Origin of the sequence: Pseudomonas sp. GL93, from assembly GCF_003408955.1 — a bacterium.
GTDB classification, from domain to species: domain Bacteria; phylum Pseudomonadota; class Gammaproteobacteria; order Pseudomonadales; family Pseudomonadaceae; genus Aquipseudomonas; species Aquipseudomonas paracarnis.
Genome location: NZ_NKRF01000002.1, coordinates 281,629 through 297,001 on the forward strand (window position 1 = coordinate 281,629; position 15,373 = coordinate 297,001).

General features: G+C 61.1%; 11 protein-coding genes. 5 read left to right on the top strand and 6 right to left on the bottom strand.

Features of this window, described 5'->3' with window-relative positions:
• The first annotated feature begins 118 nt into the window (after positions 1 to 118).
• The gene (locus CER19_RS01390) at positions 119 to 2,047 is read left to right on the top strand and encodes a transglycosylase SLT domain-containing protein (RefSeq protein WP_116665115.1); all 1,929 of its coding nucleotides are present in this window, start codon (positions 119 to 121) and stop codon (positions 2,045 to 2,047) included.
• Positions 2,048 to 2,190: 143 nt separating this feature from the next.
• Here the strand turns inward: CER19_RS01390 and CER19_RS01400 are convergent, their stop codons facing one another.
• On the bottom strand, positions 2,191 to 4,005 hold the full coding sequence (locus CER19_RS01400; protein ID WP_371921532.1) for an ABC transporter ATP-binding protein/permease: 1,815 nt from the start codon (positions 4,003 to 4,005) through the stop codon (positions 2,191 to 2,193).
• A 208-nt stretch (positions 4,006 to 4,213) separates the two neighbouring features.
• On the opposite strand from CER19_RS01400, the gene CER19_RS28695 reads away from it, so the two are divergent.
• Positions 4,214 to 4,387, top strand: coding sequence for a PA1571 family protein (locus tag CER19_RS28695; RefSeq protein WP_014717504.1), 174 nt, complete (start codon positions 4,214 to 4,216; stop codon positions 4,385 to 4,387).
• 154 nt (positions 4,388 to 4,541) lie between these two features.
• On the opposite strand, the gene pdxB is transcribed toward CER19_RS28695, so the two are convergent.
• A complete protein-coding gene (pdxB, locus tag CER19_RS01405; protein WP_116665117.1) occupies positions 4,542 to 5,684 on the bottom strand; it encodes a 4-phosphoerythronate dehydrogenase PdxB in 1,143 nt (380 codons plus the stop codon).
• Positions 5,685 to 5,934: 250 nt separating this feature from the next.
• On the opposite strand from pdxB, the gene CER19_RS01410 reads away from it, so the two are divergent.
• Positions 5,935 to 7,317, top strand: a complete 1,383-nt coding sequence (locus CER19_RS01410; RefSeq protein ID WP_116665118.1) for an MATE family efflux transporter — start codon at positions 5,935 to 5,937, stop codon at positions 7,315 to 7,317.
• Positions 7,318 to 7,423: 106 nt separating this feature from the next.
• Here CER19_RS01410 and tusA read toward each other — a convergent pair whose 3' ends face one another.
• Together tusA and rlmM are read right to left on the bottom strand one after the other, a co-directional pair.
• The gene (tusA, locus tag CER19_RS01415) at positions 7,424 to 7,669 is read right to left on the bottom strand and encodes a sulfurtransferase TusA (protein WP_116665119.1); all 246 of its coding nucleotides are present in this window, start codon (positions 7,667 to 7,669) and stop codon (positions 7,424 to 7,426) included.
• A gap of 129 nt (positions 7,670 to 7,798) precedes the next feature.
• A complete protein-coding gene (gene rlmM / locus CER19_RS01420; RefSeq protein WP_116665120.1) occupies positions 7,799 to 8,875 on the bottom strand; it encodes a 23S rRNA (cytidine(2498)-2'-O)-methyltransferase RlmM in 1,077 nt (358 codons plus the stop codon).
• Between the two features lie 196 nt (positions 8,876 to 9,071).
• Here rlmM and acnA point away from each other — a divergent pair, with 196 nt between their 5' ends.
• Complete coding sequence (gene acnA / locus CER19_RS01425; RefSeq protein ID WP_116665121.1) at positions 9,072 to 11,813, top strand: aconitate hydratase AcnA; 2,742 nt, start codon at positions 9,072 to 9,074, stop codon at positions 11,811 to 11,813.
• 177 nt (positions 11,814 to 11,990) lie between these two features.
• Here acnA and CER19_RS01430 read toward each other — a convergent pair whose 3' ends face one another.
• Positions 11,991 to 12,929 (bottom strand): aspartyl/asparaginyl beta-hydroxylase domain-containing protein, encoded by a 939-nt coding sequence (locus CER19_RS01430; RefSeq protein WP_116665122.1) that lies wholly within the window; start codon positions 12,927 to 12,929, stop codon positions 11,991 to 11,993.
• Positions 12,930 to 13,180: 251 nt separating this feature from the next.
• Entirely contained in the window at positions 13,181 to 14,155 is a 975-nt protein-coding gene (gene cysK / locus CER19_RS01435) for a cysteine synthase A (protein ID WP_116665123.1), read from the bottom strand.
• Positions 14,156 to 14,280: 125 nt separating this feature from the next.
• On the opposite strand from cysK, the gene CER19_RS01440 reads away from it, so the two are divergent.
• Positions 14,281 to 15,357, top strand: a complete 1,077-nt coding sequence (locus CER19_RS01440) for a DUF748 domain-containing protein (protein ID WP_116665124.1) — start codon at positions 14,281 to 14,283, stop codon at positions 15,355 to 15,357.
• Positions 15,358 to 15,373: the final 16 nt, after the last annotated feature.

Genomic DNA, 15,373 nt, shown 5'->3' on the forward strand with positions numbered 1-15,373 from the left:
GCGAACTTGAACGAACCAGCCGGCAAAGCTTTCGCGGGCCGCTGGCAAAAGGCTAAGCTAGGGGCAATCAGTGTCGGCAGTGCCGGTGCTAGTCGTGATTTCTCTGCACGGACGTCTCATGCGCAGTCGCCTTTTCAACTTTTTATCTTGTCTGCTTCTTTCCGCCACTGCCGTTCAATCCGCCCAGGCGGTGGACCTCACCACTCAACGCCAGTATTACGATCAAGCCAAACGTGCCCTGGCCAAGGGCGACAGCGGCCCCTACATGCAATACAGCCAGGCCCTGGCCGATTACCCGCTCACGCCCTACCTGGCCTATGACGAGCTGACCGCGCGCCTGAAAACCGCGAGCAACGAGGAAATCGAACAATTCCTCGCCAAACACGGCGACCTTCCCCAGGCCAACTGGATGAAACTGCGTTGGCTGCGCTGGCTGGCCGAACGCGGCGATTGGCAGACCTTTGAAAAGTACTACGACACCAAGCTCAATTTCGTCGAGCTGGACTGCCTGCATGGCCAGTACCAGCTCAGCCACAACCTGAAAGCCGAAGGCTACAAGACTGCCGAAAAGCTGTGGATGACCGGCAAATCCCAGCCAGCCGCCTGTGACGCCACGTTTGGCCAATGGGCCGCTGCCGGCCAACTCACCGAGCAGAAGATCTGGGACCGCGCCAAGCTCGCCGCCGAAGCGCGTAACTACGCGCTGGCCAACAGCCTGGTGAAAACCCTGCCTACCCTCGGCGCCCAAGGCCGCTTGATGGTGGACGTAGCGCAAAAGCCAGACATGCTCAGCGACCCGTCACGCTTCCAGCCGGCCACCGAGGCCATGTCTGACGCCGTCGGCCTGGGCCTGCGTCGCCTGGCGCGCCAGGATCCGGACAAAGCCATGTCGCTGCTCGACGGTTACGCCAGCAGCATGCACTTCTCCCGTGACGAAAAAGTGTCGATTGCCCGCGAGATCGGCTTGACCCTGGCCAAGCGCTTCGACCCGCGCGCGCTGGAGGTCATGACCAAGTACGACCCCGAGCTGCGCGACAATACGGTTTCCGAGTGGCGCCTGCGCCTGCTGTTGCGCCTGGCGCGCTGGGAAGACGCCTACCAGTTGACCCGCAAACTCCCACAAGACCTGGCTACCACCAACCGCTGGCGCTACTGGCAGGCGCGCAGCCTGGAGCTGGCCGAGCCGAAGAACCCGCAGGCTTTGGTGCTGTACAAAAATGTGGCCAAGGAACGGGATTTCTACGGTTTCCTCGCTGCTGACCGCTCCAAATCCCCTTATCAGTTGAACAACAAGCCGCTGGTGATGAGCCAGGCGCTGGTCAACAAGGTGCGCAATACCCCTGGGGTGCGGCGTGCCCTGGAGTTCTACGCCCGTGGCCAGATCGTGGACGGTCGCCGTGAGTGGTACCACGTCAGCCGTCATTTCAACCGTGACGAGATGGTCGCCCAGGCCAAATTGGCCTACGACATGAAGTGGTACTTCCCGGCCATCCGCACCATCAGCCAGGCGCAGTACTGGGACGACCTGGACATCCGCTTCCCGATGGCCCACCGCGACACCCTGGTGCGCGAAGCCAAGGTACGCGGCCTGCACTCCAGCTGGATCTTTGCCATCACCCGCCAGGAAAGCGCGTTCATGGACGATGCTCGCTCCGGCGTCGGCGCCAGCGGGCTGATGCAACTGATGCCCGGCACCGCCAAGGAAACCGCGCGCAAGTTCAGTATCCCCCTGGCCTCCCCGGCCCAGGTGCTGGACCCGGATAAAAACATCCAGCTTGGTGCTGCGTACCTGAGCCAGGTGCACAGCCAGTTCAACGGCAACCGCGTGCTCGCCTCCGCTGCCTACAACGCCGGCCCCGGCCGCGTGCGCCAATGGCTGCGCGGCGCAGACCACCTGAGTTTCGACGTGTGGGTGGAAAGCATCCCCTTCGACGAAACCCGCCAGTATGTGCAGAACGTGCTGTCTTATTCGGTGATCTACGGGCAGAAGCTCAATTCGCCGCAGCCGCTGGTGGATTGGCATGAGCGGTACTTCGACGACCAATAAGGGTTTGTAGGAGCGAGCTTGCTCGCGAAAAACTCACGGGCGCCGCGTTCATCCATGAAGCACGCGTTATCGTTGACGTTCTTCGCGAGCAAGCTCGCTCCTACAGGGGTTCCATTGCCCGCATCGAGAGAGGCGGGCATTTTTTATGGGCGCTGATTCACCTGTTCATCTCCATCACTGAACTGTAACGCCGCCAACCGCGCATACAGCGGATTGCTCGCAATCAACTGCTGATGCGTGCCCACCGCCACCAGCTTGCCCTGGTCCATCACCGCAATGCGGTCGGCATTCTTCACCGTGGCCAATCGATGCGCGATCACCAGCGTGGTGCGCCCCTGCATGAGCTGCGGCAGCGCTTGCTGGATAAGGTGTTCACTCTGGGCGTCGAGGGCGCTGGTGGCTTCGTCCAGCAGCAGGATCGGCGCGTCGACCAGCAAGGCGCGAGCGATGGCCAGGCGTTGGCGCTGGCCGCCGGAGAGGCCCTGGCCACTTTCGCCGAGGTGGGTTTGGTAGCCGTCGGGCATTTGCAGGATGAAGTCGTGGGCGTGGGCAATACGCGCGGCGGCTTCCACCTGGGCGGTGGTGGCAGAGGGGTTGCCGTAGCGGATGTTGTCCTCGACGCTGCCGAAGAACAACGCCGGGCTCTGGGACACCAGGGCGAAATGACGCCGCAGGTCCAAGGGGTCTAGCTCGGTCAACGGCTGGCCTTCGAGCAGGATGCGGCCCTGCTGGGGGTCGTAGAAGCGCAGCAGCAGATCGAAGATCGTCGACTTGCCCGCACCGGACGGCCCTACCAACGCCAGGGTTTCGCCCGGGTTGATGGTCAGGTTCAAGCCGTCGATGGCGTAGCTGTCCGGTCGCGAAGGATAGGAAAAGCGTAGGTCCTGCAGTTCCATGCGGCCACTGACCCGTTCCGGCAAACGTACGCCGCCAGTGGCCGGCGCCTGGATCTCGTTGCCTGACTGCAACAGCTCACCGATACGCTCGGCTGCCCCGGCGGCACGCTGTAACTCACCAAGCACTTCGCTCAGGGTGCCGACGGCGCTGCCGACAATCAGGCTGTAGAACACGAACGCCGCCAGCTCACCGCCGGAAATACGCCCGCTGATCACGTCCATGCCGCCCACCCACAGCATCACGCCCACCGCGCCGAGCACCAGCATGATCACCAGGGTGATCAGCCAGGAGCGCTGCAGGATGCGTTTACGTGCAGTGACAAAGGCGTCCTCGACGGTGACGGCAAAGCGTTGTTCGTCCTGCACCTGATGGTTATAGGCCTGCACGGTCTTGATCTGGCCCAACGTCTCGGCGACATAGCTGCCAACGTCCGCGATACGGTCCTGGCTCAACCGCGACAGGCTGCGCACCCTGCGCCCGAAGATCAAAATCGGCGCCAGCACCAGCGGCAATGCCACCACCACGATGCTGGTGAGTTTGGGGTTAGTGATAAACAGCAGCACGATGCCGCCGATCACCATCAAGGCGTTGCGCAGAAACAGCGACAGCGATGAGCCGATCACCGATTGCAGCAAGGTGGTGTCGGTGGTCAGCCGCGACTGGATTTCCGAGCTGCGGTTGTTCTCGTAGAAGCCTGGGTGCAGGTAGATCAGATGGTTGAACACCTGCCGGCGAATATCGGCCACCACCCGCTCGCCAATCCACGACACCAGGTAAAACCGCGTGAAGGTGCCCACGGCCAGGCCCAGCACCAGCAGCATGAACAGGCCGATGGACTGGTTGAGCAGGTGCGGCGACTGGGTCATGAAGCCCTGGTCCACCAACAGGCGTATGCCCTGCCCCATGGACAAGGTGATGCCAGCGGTGACGATCAGCGCCAACAGTGCACCAAGCGCCTGCCAGCGGTAGGGCGCGATAAAGCGGCTGGCCAGGCGAATCGCGCGGCGTTGACGGATTGAGAACATGGGAGGATCACCAATGGAGAGTCTGTACCTCAACATTGGGGGAACTTGCGTAAATAACAATGAGTCAGGTTAATTATGCCCGCCGATGCAGGCCGCTAGAGGCTATCGGTCTAAGCCTGATCTGGAAATATGTACCGGTTTCTGGTGGACTGGGTGTTCGAACCGATGAGCGTGTAAGGAGTTGTAACAGCGCGTTCATGCGGGGGAATTAAAGTAGGTACACAACCTGATGAGGAGACAGGCCATGACCTTGCAAAATAGCAGCGACGCCAAGATTGAAGTGATCCGCCAGCCGCAGCAATTGCCTTGCTCGTATATCGATGCCAAAGGCCGGGAAGTGCAGATTACCGAAGAAATGATCCAGCAAGCCTGCAGCGAACTGGAACAGCGACTGGTCAAGCCCGCCCAGCAAGGCTGAAGCGCCCACGCTCTTTCAAACCCGGCCCAGGTGGCCGGGTTTTTTATGCCCTCTGTAGGAGCGAGCTTGCTCGCGAAAGACCTGAGGGCGCCGCGTTAAATCAGAAACGCTGCGTTATCGTTGACGTTTTTCGCGAGCAAGCTAGCTCCTACAGTTATAGGTGTTCGGCACCCAGAGCAGTCACAATCTGTGACAGCACCGCCGACTCCCCGTTGATGCGCACCTTCAAGCCATCGATCTCGCGACGCTCCGGGTAGTGCTTGCGCAGCAGGTCAAAGGCCTGGCGCTGCTCCTGCACGGTGCCCACCAGGCTGCGACGCAAATCCGCGTCATCACGGCGTGGGTCGTACACACTGCGGCACAAGGTCGCCAGCGCCCAGGCCGGGTCAGTCGTAGCGTTCAGGTGCATCTCGGCTAGCCAGGGGGCCGGTAGCAAATCACTCAGCTCAATACTCGGTTCCTGGCCCAGGTGCGCGCACAGCGCCTGGTAAATCTGCGCGGTGCCACGCTGCTTGCCATCGAGGCTGTAGCCGGCGATATGGGGCGTGGCCAGCACGCACAGGTCAGCCAGGTCGACGTCCACTTCAGGCTCGCCTTCCCACACGTCCAGCACCGCTTGCAGGTCTTCGCGCGCCAGCAACACCTCGCGCAGCGCGGCGTTATCCACCACCGCGCCCCGGCTGGCGTTGATCAGCCAGGTGCCCGGCTTGAGCTGTTCCAGGCGCTGGCGATCAAACAGGTGCCAGGTAGAACCGTTACCGGACTTGATCAGCGGCGTATGCAAGCTGATCACATCACATTGCTCGATGATCTGCTGCAGGCTGACGTAATCACCGTCCTCGGTAATCTGGCGCGGCGGATCGCACACCAACACATTCCAGCCCAGGCCCTTGAGCACCTTGACCAAGCGCCCGCCGACTTCGCCGGCACCGACGATGCCGTAGGTGCGTTGCTTGAGGTCGGCGCCTTCGATTTCAGCCAGGGTCTGCAAGCTGCCAAGCACGTAGTCCACCACCCCCCGCGCATTGCAGCCGGGCGCGCTGGACCACTGGATACCCGCTTGCTTGAAGTAGTCGAGGTCCAGGTGGTCGGTGCCGATGGTGCAGGTGCCGACAAAGCGCACGTTACTGCCCTCAAGCAAGGCACGGTTGACGTTGGTCACCGAGCGCACCAGCAGTACATCGGCCTGCTCGACGGTGGCGCGGTCGATGGAACGGCCGGGCACGCGGCGAATCTCGCCAAACCCTTCGAAGAATGCATCGAGCAGGGGGATATTTTCGTCGGCAACAATCAGCATGGCAGGCTCCTTTGGCGGATTGGCAGTGTACAGAAGATCCTGTGTAGGAGCTGGCTTGCCTGCGATTGCATCGGCCCGGTTTGCCTGATGTACCGAGGTGCCTGCATCGCAGGCAAGCCAGCTCCCACTTCGAATCAGTGCTGGTGTGGAGCATTGCTTACAAATCCCTAACACAGGTTTTTTCCTGACCGCTGCGTCAACGCGTAGAATCCGCCGTCCTTGCGACTGCCTTTTTATTGGACACCTGTACGTGAACACTGCCACCGCTACCCTCTCCCGCCCCGCCCGCATCAGCCGGGAAGTGCGTGGCCTGCTGACGCTGGCCTTGCCGATCATGATTGGCCAACTGGCAACCACCGCGATGAGTTTTGTCGATGCGGTGATGGCCGGGCGCGTGAGCCCGCAGGACCTGGCGGCGGTGGGCCTGGGTAATTCGATCTGGATCCCGGTGTACCTGTTGATGACCGGTACTCTGCTGGCCACCACGCCGAAAGTTGCCGAGCGTTATGGCGCGGGCAAACTCACCGAGATCGGGCCTCTGGTGCGCCAATCGTTGTGGTTGGCCGTGGTGGTCGGCCTCTGCGGCGCGCTGCTGTTGCTATGCGCCGAGCCGATCCTGCAGGCGATGAAGGTCGAGCCTGACCTGATCGAGCCGTCCATGGGCTACCTGCATGGCATCGCCGCGGGCATGCCGGCAATTGCGTTGTATTACGTGCTGCGCTGTTTCAGTGACGGGCTGGGCCGCACACGGCCGAGCATGGTCATGGGCCTGTGCGGCCTGGCGCTGAATATTCCGCTGAACTACATCTTCATCTACGGCCACCTGGGCGTACCGGCCATGGGTGGCGTGGGTTGTGGCTGGGCTACCGCGATTGCGATGTGGGTGATGATGATCGGCCTGGCCATCTGGACGCGCTGGGGTGCCGCCTATCAAAGCAGCGAACTGTTCAAGCGTTTCGACTGGCCGCAATGGACGGTGATCAAGCGCATATTGGGCATAGGCCTGCCGATTGGTGTGGCGATCTTCGCCGAGTCGAGCATTTTCGCGGTGATTGCCCTATTGCTTGGCAGCCTGGGCGCTACCGTGGTGTCCGGCCATCAGATCGCCCTGAACGTCAGCTCCCTGGTGTTCATGATCCCCTACTCCCTGAGCATGGCCGTGACCGTGCGGGTCGGCCAGGCGCTGGGGCGCGGCGAACCTCGGGAAGCACGCTTCGCCGCTGGCGTCGGCATGGGCACCGCACTGGCGTATGCCTGCTTTTCCTGCAGCTTGATGCTGCTGTTTCGCGAGCAGATTGCAGCGATCTACACTCCCGACCCGGTGGTGATCCACCTGGCGTCGATGCTGATCGTGTTCTCGGCGCTGTTCCAGTTCTCTGACTCGATCCAGGTCACCGCCGCCGGCGCATTGCGCGGCTATCAGGACACCCGGGTAACCATGGTGCTGACCTTGTTCGCCTACTGGGGCGTAGGCCTGCCGGTAGGTTACGCCCTGGGCCTGACAAACTGGCTCGGTGAGCCCAGCGGCCCGAGCGGTTTATGGCAAGGGCTGATCGTGGGCTTGAGCTGTGCGGCGGGGATGTTGGTGGTGCGCCTGGCGCGCAGTGCACGCCGACGCATTCGCGCCCTGTAGGAGCGAGCTTGCTCGCGAAAAACGTTAACGATAACGCAGCGTTCCTGCTTTAACGCGGCGCTCTCAGGTTTTTCGCGAGCAAGCTCGCTCCTACAAGGGTTCGGGGTCAATCGGCTTTCTTGCGAATCCAGTACAGGTAGGTGCCAGCAGCTTCCTGCTGATCCACCAGTTCGTGGTCGAGAAACACGCAGAACTTGGGGATATCGCGACGAGTCGACGGGTCGGTCGCGATGACCTTGAGTAGGCCGCCCGCCGGCAGGTCGCGGATGTGCTGGTGCAGCATCATCACGGGTTCCGGGCAGTTGAGGCCGGTGGCGTCGAGGGTGCCGTCAACCGGCAGTTCAAGACTCATACTTCACTCCTAAAACTGGCACCGCTCAACAATGTGGGAGCGGGCTTGCCCGCGATGACGGGGGCACATTCAACATAAATTTCGACTGTTATACCGCTTTCGCAGGCAAGCCAGCTCCCACATTTAGTATCAGCGGCCTTTAGATTTCTTTATGTCTATCAGACGACGCAAGTGGCAGGTGACCTCTTCGCGGTCGTGGTAGAGCTGCTTGCAGCCGACCTCCACACGAATGCCGCGCGCCTTGAAGCCCTCTTCGATGCGCTCCAGCAGGCGCTTCACTTCGGCGTAACGCTGTTTCATCGGCAACTTCAGGTTCACCACCGCCTCGCGGCAATGCCCTTCGCCAATCCAGGTTTCCAAGAGTGCCGCGTTGCGCGCGGGTTTCTCGACAATATCGCAGACCATCCAGTCCACCGGCTGCTTGGGCACGAAGGTGAAGCCGTCGGCCATCAGGTGTTGCACCAGGCCGGTGTCCATCAGGCTTTCGGCCATGGGGCCGTTATCGATGGCGGTCACCAGCATGCCACGGTTGACCAGTTGCCAGGTCCAGCCGCCCGGTGCTGCGCCGAGGTCGACGCCGGTCATGTCACCGTGCAGGCGCTCGTCCCACTGGTCACGGGGGATAAAGTGATGCCAGGCCTCTTCCAGCTTCAAGGTCGAGCGGCTGGGCGCGTCACGCGGGAACTTGAGGCGCGGGATGCCCATGGGCCACATCGCCGAGTTATTCGACTCGGCCAGGCCCATGAACACTTCACGGCCGCTCTTGAAGGTCAGCAACAGGCGTGGCTTGCTCGGGTCGTCCACCAGCTTGCCGGCGCCCAGCAGGGATTTGCGCAGGTGCACTTCGAACTTCTTGCAGAAGTTCGACAGTTCCTTGCCGTCATTGGTGTCGACCATTTCCAGCCACAGGCTGCCGCACGTCGGGAACTCGCGCAGGTGGGCGAGGATCACGCTGATGCGGTCGGTTTCCGGCAGGTCGATAAACACCCCTCGTGCCCACTGCCTGGGGAAGATCAGCTCGGCGAAGCGCTGGCCGTGCATCAAGCGCTGGGCGCCGTCTTCTTCGGTGCAGACAAATTCGGCGCAGGCGCTGCCGGTCTTGGCCTTGGCGTAGCCGGACACGTTCAGGCGCGCGGCGTGCTCCGCGATCTCGGAACAGACTTCGCCTTCAAAACCCGGGCGGCAGTGCATAAAAAGGGTGTTCATTGAATCTCCTGGTGAATCAACCGGCGTTGCGCTATCGCAATACCTGTCATGAAAACGCGCGCATGATAGCCGAGTTCGGAACCTTGGACTCAGCGATAGAGTCCAGTTATTAGCCTGCTAATGAAAACAGCGCTAACGTGATAGCTCTGTTCGTCCCGTCAGGTCCGTAGCCGTGCGGACCATAAGGAGTCATGTAATGTCATCCCTTGATAGCCTGAGAACCCTTAAGACACTGCAAATAGACAGCAAAACCTACCACTACTTCAGCCTGCCCGAAGCCGCCAAGAGCCTGGGTGACCTGGACAAGCTGCCGATGTCCCTCAAGGTGCTGCTGGAAAACCTGCTGCGCTGGGAAGACGCCAAGACCGTCACCGGCACCGACCTCAAGGCCATCGCCGCATGGCTCAAAGAGCGCCAGTCTGACCGCGAGATCCAATATCGCCCCGCCCGCGTGCTGATGCAGGACTTTACCGGCGTACCCGCGGTGGTCGACCTGGCCGCCATGCGCGCTGCCGTGGCCAAGGCCGGCGGTGACCCGCAGCGCATCAACCCGCTGTCACCGGTGGACCTGGTGATTGACCACTCGGTGATGGTCGACAAGTTCGGCAGCAACAGCGCTTTTGAACAGAACGTCGATATCGAGATGCAGCGCAACGGCGAACGCTACGCCTTCCTGCGTTGGGGCCAGAGCGCCTTCGACAACTTCAGCGTGGTACCGCCGGGCACCGGTATCTGCCACCAGGTCAACCTCGAATACCTGGGCCGCACCGTGTGGACCAAAGAGGAAGACGGCCGCCCCTACGCCTTCCCCGACACCCTGGTAGGCACCGACTCCCACACCACCATGATCAACGGCCTCGGCGTACTCGGCTGGGGCGTGGGCGGGATCGAAGCCGAAGCGGCGATGCTCGGCCAGCCGGTGTCGATGCTGATCCCGGAAGTCATCGGCTTCAAGCTCACCGGCAAGCTCAAGGAAGGCATCACCGCCACCGACCTGGTGCTCACCGTTACACAAATGCTGCGCAAGAAAGGCGTGGTGGGCAAGTTCGTCGAGTTCTACGGCGACGGGCTGGCCGATTTGCCCCTGGCCGACCGTGCCACGATCGCCAACATGGCCCCGGAATACGGCGCGACCTGTGGTTTTTTCCCGGTGGATGAAGTGACCCTGGACTACCTGCGCCTGTCCGGCCGCCCGGCTGAGACGGTCAAGCTGGTGGAAGCCTATACCAAGGCCCAGGGCCTGTGGCGCAACGCCGGCCAGGAGCCGGTGTTCACCGACACCCTGGCCCTGGACATGGGCAGCGTCGAAGCCAGCCTCGCCGGGCCCAAGCGCCCCCAAGACCGGGTATCCCTGCCGAATGTCGGCCAAGCGTTCAGCGACTTCCTCGACCTGCAATTCAAGCCCACCAGCAAGGAAGAAGGCCGCCTGGAAAGTGAAGGCGGTGGCGGCGTGGCCGTGGGCAACGCCGATCTGGTCGGCGAGGCCGATTATGAATACGAAGGCAACACCTATCGCCTGAAAAACGGCGCGGTGGTGATCGCCGCCATCACCTCCTGCACCAACACCTCCAACCCCAGCGTAATGATGGCGGCCGGGTTGGTGGCGAAAAAGGCCGTGGAAAAGGGCCTGACCCGCAAACCTTGGGTCAAGACCTCGCTGGCCCCAGGCTCCAAGGTGGTCACCGACTATTACAAGGCCGCGGGCCTCACCCAGTACCTCGACAAGCTCGGTTTTGACCTGGTGGGCTACGGCTGCACCACCTGTATCGGTAACTCCGGGCCGTTGCCCGAGCCTATCGAAAAAGCCATCCAGAAGGCCGACCTCGCCGTGGCCTCGGTGCTGTCGGGTAACCGCAACTTCGAAGGCCGCGTGCACCCACTGGTGAAAACCAACTGGCTGGCCTCGCCGCCCCTGGTCGTCGCCTATGCCTTGGCCGGCACCGTGCGCATCGACATCAGCAGCGAACCGCTTGGAAATGACCAACAGGGTAATCCGGTGTACCTGAAGGACATCTGGCCCAGCAGCCAGGAAATCGCCGAGGCGGTGGCCCAAGTCAGCACCAGCATGTTCCACAAGGAATATGCCGAAGTGTTTGCCGGCGACGAGCAGTGGCAAGCCATTGAAGTGCCGCAGGCAGCCACCTACGTGTGGCAACAGGATTCCACCTACATCCAGCATCCGCCGTTCTTCGACGACATTGACGGCCCGCTGCCGGTGATCGAGGACGTCAAGGGCGCCAACGTGCTGGCCTTGTTGGGCGATTCGGTGACCACTGACCACATCTCCCCTGCCGGCAATATCAAGGCCGACAGCCCGGCCGGGCGCTACCTGCGCGAACAGGGCGTGGAGCCGCGTGACTTCAACTCCTACGGCTCACGCCGGGGCAACCATGAAGGGATGATGCGCGGCACCTTCGCCAATATCCGTATCCGCAATGAAATGCTCGGCGGCGAAGAAGGCGGTAACACGCTGTATATCCCCACTGGCGAGAAAATGGCGATCTACGATGCCGCCATGAAGTACCAGGCCTCGGGCACACCGCTGGTGGTGATCGCCGGCCAGGAATACGGTACCGGCTCCAGCCGCGATTGGGCGGCCAAGGGCACTAACCTGCTAGGGGTCAAGGCGGTGATCGCCGAGAGCTTCGAGCGTATCCACCGCTCCAACCTGGTAGGCATGGGCGTGTTGCCGTTGCAGTTCAAGCTGGATCAGAACCGCAAGACACTCAAGCTCACCGGCAAGGAGAAGATCGATATCCTCGGGCTGACCGATGCCGAGATCGAGCCGCGGATGAACCTGACGCTGGTGATCACTCGGGAAGATGGCAGCAGCGAGAAGGTTGAGGTGCTGTGCCGGATTGATACCTTGAATGAAGTGGAGTACTTCAAGGCAGGTGGGATTCTGCACTACGTGCTGCGCCAGTTGATCGCCTCTTAAGAGCAATGCAGATCAAATGTGGGAGCTGGCTTGCCTGCGAAAGCGGTGGGTCAGTCAACCTTTTTATAGCTGATACTCCGCCATCGCAGGCAAGCCAGCTCCCACAGTTTTGATCACATTCCAGGCATAAAAAAGGCGCTGTATCTTTCGATACAGCGCCTTTTTATGGTGTGCGGTTTAGCCGAACAACCACTTCCACAGCAGTACCAACCCCCCCACCGCCAGCACCGGCCGCGCAATGCGGTAGGCCTTGGGATGCTTGCGCTTCCACTGTTTGACCTGGCCGCTGAACTTGTCGCTGAAGGTCTTGCTCCAGGCATACGCCTGGTTGATGCCGCCCACGCGCTCGTCATCGAGGTTCTGCGGTGCGGTTGCGCGGCCCAGTTGCTTGCTGACCCAGCGGTTGATGCGGGTCATCACGCGGTTGCTCAATGGCCGCTCGATGTCGCAGAACAGGATCACACGGGTTTGTTCGGTTTCGTTTTTCACCCAGTGCACGTAGGTTTCGTCGAACATCACGTCTTCACCGTCGCGCCAGGCGTAGACCTGGCCGTCGACGAAGATACGGCAGTCGTCGGAGTTCGGCGTGGCAAGCCCCAGGTGATAACGCAGGGACCCGGCAAACGGATCGCGGTGCGGGTTGAGGTGACTGCCGCCCGGCAACAGCGCAAACATCGCGCCCTTGACGTTAGGGATGCTGCTCACCAACGCTACGGTCTTGGGGCACAGCGCCTCGGCCGATGGCAACGGTTTGTCGTACCACTTGAGGTAGAAACGCTTCCAGCCCTTCTTGAAGAACGAACCGAAACCGGCGTCGTTGTTCTTTTCGGCGGCACGGATGTAGCCCTCGTCGAACAGGTGCATGGCCTCTTCGCGGATCACTTCCCAGTTGTCCTTGAGCACATCCAGTTCCGGGAACTTGCTGCGGTCCAGATACGGCTTGGACGGCACTGCGGAAAACAGGTACATCAGGGCGTTATACGGGGCGAACAGCGCCGAATGGTTGACGAACTGGCGCAACATCGGCAAACGGGCCTTGCCACGCAGGTGCACATACAGCGTGCTGCCGATGAACAGCAGCAACACCGACAGTTTGGCGGCCAAAGAAAAGGTCATGCAGCAACTCCTGGAAATAAGCGCCTGGCCAGCAAATTTCCGTCAATGGGAAACCAGACGTAACAGCCGGCCATGATAAACACTTGAGCCATTATGCAGAAGGCCCAGGAAAACAGACTGACCTGCATCAACACCCCTGCCCTCCTGTAGGAGCGAGCTTGCTCGCGAAGAACGTCAATAATAACGCGGGCTTACTGGCTCAACGTGGCGCCCTCAGGTTTTTCGCGAGCGAGCTCGCTCCTACAGTCATTTCAGGCCTGGTTTTCCTGCTCGGTAAATAAATCGCTGAACAACATGCTCGACAGGTAGCGCTCACCGGAGTCCGGCAAGATCACCACGATAGTCTTGCCCTGCATTTCCGGCTTCTCGGCCAGGCGCACGGCCACGGCCATGGCGGCGCCACAGGAGATGCCGCACAAGATGCCTTCTTCCAGCATCAAGCGCCGGGCCATGGCCTTGGACTCCTCGTCGGTCGCCAGCTCCACGCGGTCGACTATCGACAGGTCGAGGTTTTTCGGCACGAAACCGGCGCCGACGCCCTGGATCTTGTGTGGGCTGGGTTTAATCTCTTCACCCGCCAAGGCCTGGGTGATCACCGGGGAAACCATGGGCTCCACGGCCACCGACAGAATCGGCTTGCCCGCGGTGTTCTTGATATAGCGTGATACCCCGGTGATCGTGCCGCCGGTCCCCACGCCGGCCACCAGCACGTCCACGGCGCCATCGGTGTCGTTCCAGATTTCCGGGCCGGTGGTTTTCTCGTGGATCGCAGGGTTTGCCGGGTTGTCGAACTGGGCCGGCATAAAGTAGGTGGCCGGGTCGCTGGCGACGATCTCGGCGGCCTTGTCGATGGCGCCCTTCATGCCCTTGGCCGGTTCGGTCAGTACCAGTTCGGCGCCGAGGGCCTTGAGCACTTTACGGCGTTCAAGGCTCATGGACGACGGCATGGTCAGCAGCAATTTGTAGCCACGGGCAGCGGCAACAAAGGCCAGGCCGATACCGGTGTTGCCCGAAGTCGGCTCGACAATGGTCATGCCCGGCTTGAGCTTGCCGCTGCTTTCCGCATCCCAGACCATGCTGGCGCCAATGCGACACTTGACCGAATAACTCGGGTTGCGCCCTTCGATCTTGGCCAGAATCGTCACGCCACGCGGTGCGATGCGGTTGATCTGGACCAGAGGCGTGTTGCCGATGGAGTGCGCGTTGTCTGCGAAGATACGGCTCATGAGCGATCCTGTTGGCGACTTTGAAGAAGGCCCCAAGGGTATGCCTCGTGTGGCGAGGCGTCCAGACGGTGGAACGTTGCGCTCATCAGAACAGTCAATCTCCTACAAGCAAGGAGAACTGCCCCATGAAACGTCGTTACAGTTGGCCGTTAGGGACAATCGCCGCTCTGATGCTGGTCCTGATTGCCTTGAACATCGCGCTGCCCTATCTGGTGCGCAACTACCTGAACGAGAAACTCGCCAACATGGGCGATTACCGAGGCGAAATCGCCGATGTGGACCTGGCCCTGTGGCGCGGCGCCTACCGGATCAACGGCCTGCAAATCGTCAAGGTGGACGGCAAGGTCCCGGTACCGTTCGTCAAGGCGCCGCTGATCGAGTTCGCGGTGAGCTGGCATTCGCTGTGGTACGACCATGCCGTCGTGGCCGAGGGGCATTTTGTGCGCCCGCAGATCAACTTCGTCGATGGCGGTGCCAACAAGCAGGCGTCCCAGACCGGTAAAGGCACCGACTGGCAGGAACAACTGCGCAAGCTGCTGCCGATTACCCTTAATGAAGTGCGCATCGAAGACGGCGAGATCGCCTTCCATAACTTCAGCTCCAAGCCCCAGGTGAATATCAACGCCACCGGGGTCAACGCCAGCTTCTATAACCTGACCAATGTGGTGGATGTCAAAGGCAAACGTGACGCCCGCTTTGAAGGCAAGGCACTGCTGCAAGGCCAGGCGCCCCTGGAAGCCAACGCCACCTTTGACCCGCTGAGCGATTTCGAAGAATTCGAATTCCGCTTCCGCGCCCGCGAGCTGCAACTCAAGCGCATGAATGACTTCGCCTCCGCCTATGGCAAGTTCGACTTCAAGGCTGGCACGGGCGATGTGGTGATCGAAGCCCAGGCTGAAAATGGCCGGCTCACCGGCTATATCAAGCCGCTGCTGCGCGATGTAGAGGTGTTTGACTGGCAGCAAGACGTTGAAAACAAGGACAAGAATATCTTCCGCTCAATCTGGGAAGCCGTGGTGGGCGCCAGCGAAACCGTGCTGAAAAACCAGCGTAAAAACCAGTTCGCCACCCGTGTAGAGCTGAGCGGTAGCGTGCATCAGCAAAATGTCAGTGCGTTTTCTGCGGTGATCGCGATTCTGCGCAATGGGTTTATCCAGGCGTTCAATGCCAGGTATGAACAACCCAAACCCAGCGCTGATTAACCCTGTGGGAGCTGGC

Excerpts from the sequence above, each read along its gene's own strand:
- CER19_RS01390 (WP_116665115.1), top strand. The coding sequence starts at position 119 with ATGCGCAGTCGCCTTTTCAACTTTTTATCTTGTCTGCTTCTTTCCGCC.
- pdxB (WP_116665117.1), bottom strand. The coding sequence starts at position 5,684 with ATGCTGATTGTTGCCGACGAAAATATCCCCCTGCTCGATGCATTCTTC.
- tusA (WP_116665119.1), bottom strand. The coding sequence starts at position 7,669 with ATGAGTCTTGAACTGCCGGTTGACGGCACCCTCGACGCCACCGGCCTC.
- acnA (WP_116665121.1), top strand. The coding sequence starts at position 9,072 with ATGTCATCCCTTGATAGCCTGAGAACCCTTAAGACACTGCAAATAGAC.
- CER19_RS01400 (WP_371921532.1), bottom strand. The coding sequence starts at position 4,005 with ATGTTGAGGTACAGACTCTCCATTGGTGATCCTCCCATGTTCTCAATC.
- CER19_RS01430 (WP_116665122.1), bottom strand. The coding sequence starts at position 12,929 with ATGACCTTTTCTTTGGCCGCCAAACTGTCGGTGTTGCTGCTGTTCATC.
- cysK (WP_116665123.1), bottom strand. The coding sequence starts at position 14,155 with ATGAGCCGTATCTTCGCAGACAACGCGCACTCCATCGGCAACACGCCT.
- CER19_RS28695 (WP_014717504.1), top strand. The coding sequence starts at position 4,214 with ATGACCTTGCAAAATAGCAGCGACGCCAAGATTGAAGTGATCCGCCAG.
- CER19_RS01440 (WP_116665124.1), top strand. The coding sequence starts at position 14,281 with ATGAAACGTCGTTACAGTTGGCCGTTAGGGACAATCGCCGCTCTGATG.
- rlmM (WP_116665120.1), bottom strand. The coding sequence starts at position 8,875 with ATGAACACCCTTTTTATGCACTGCCGCCCGGGTTTTGAAGGCGAAGTC.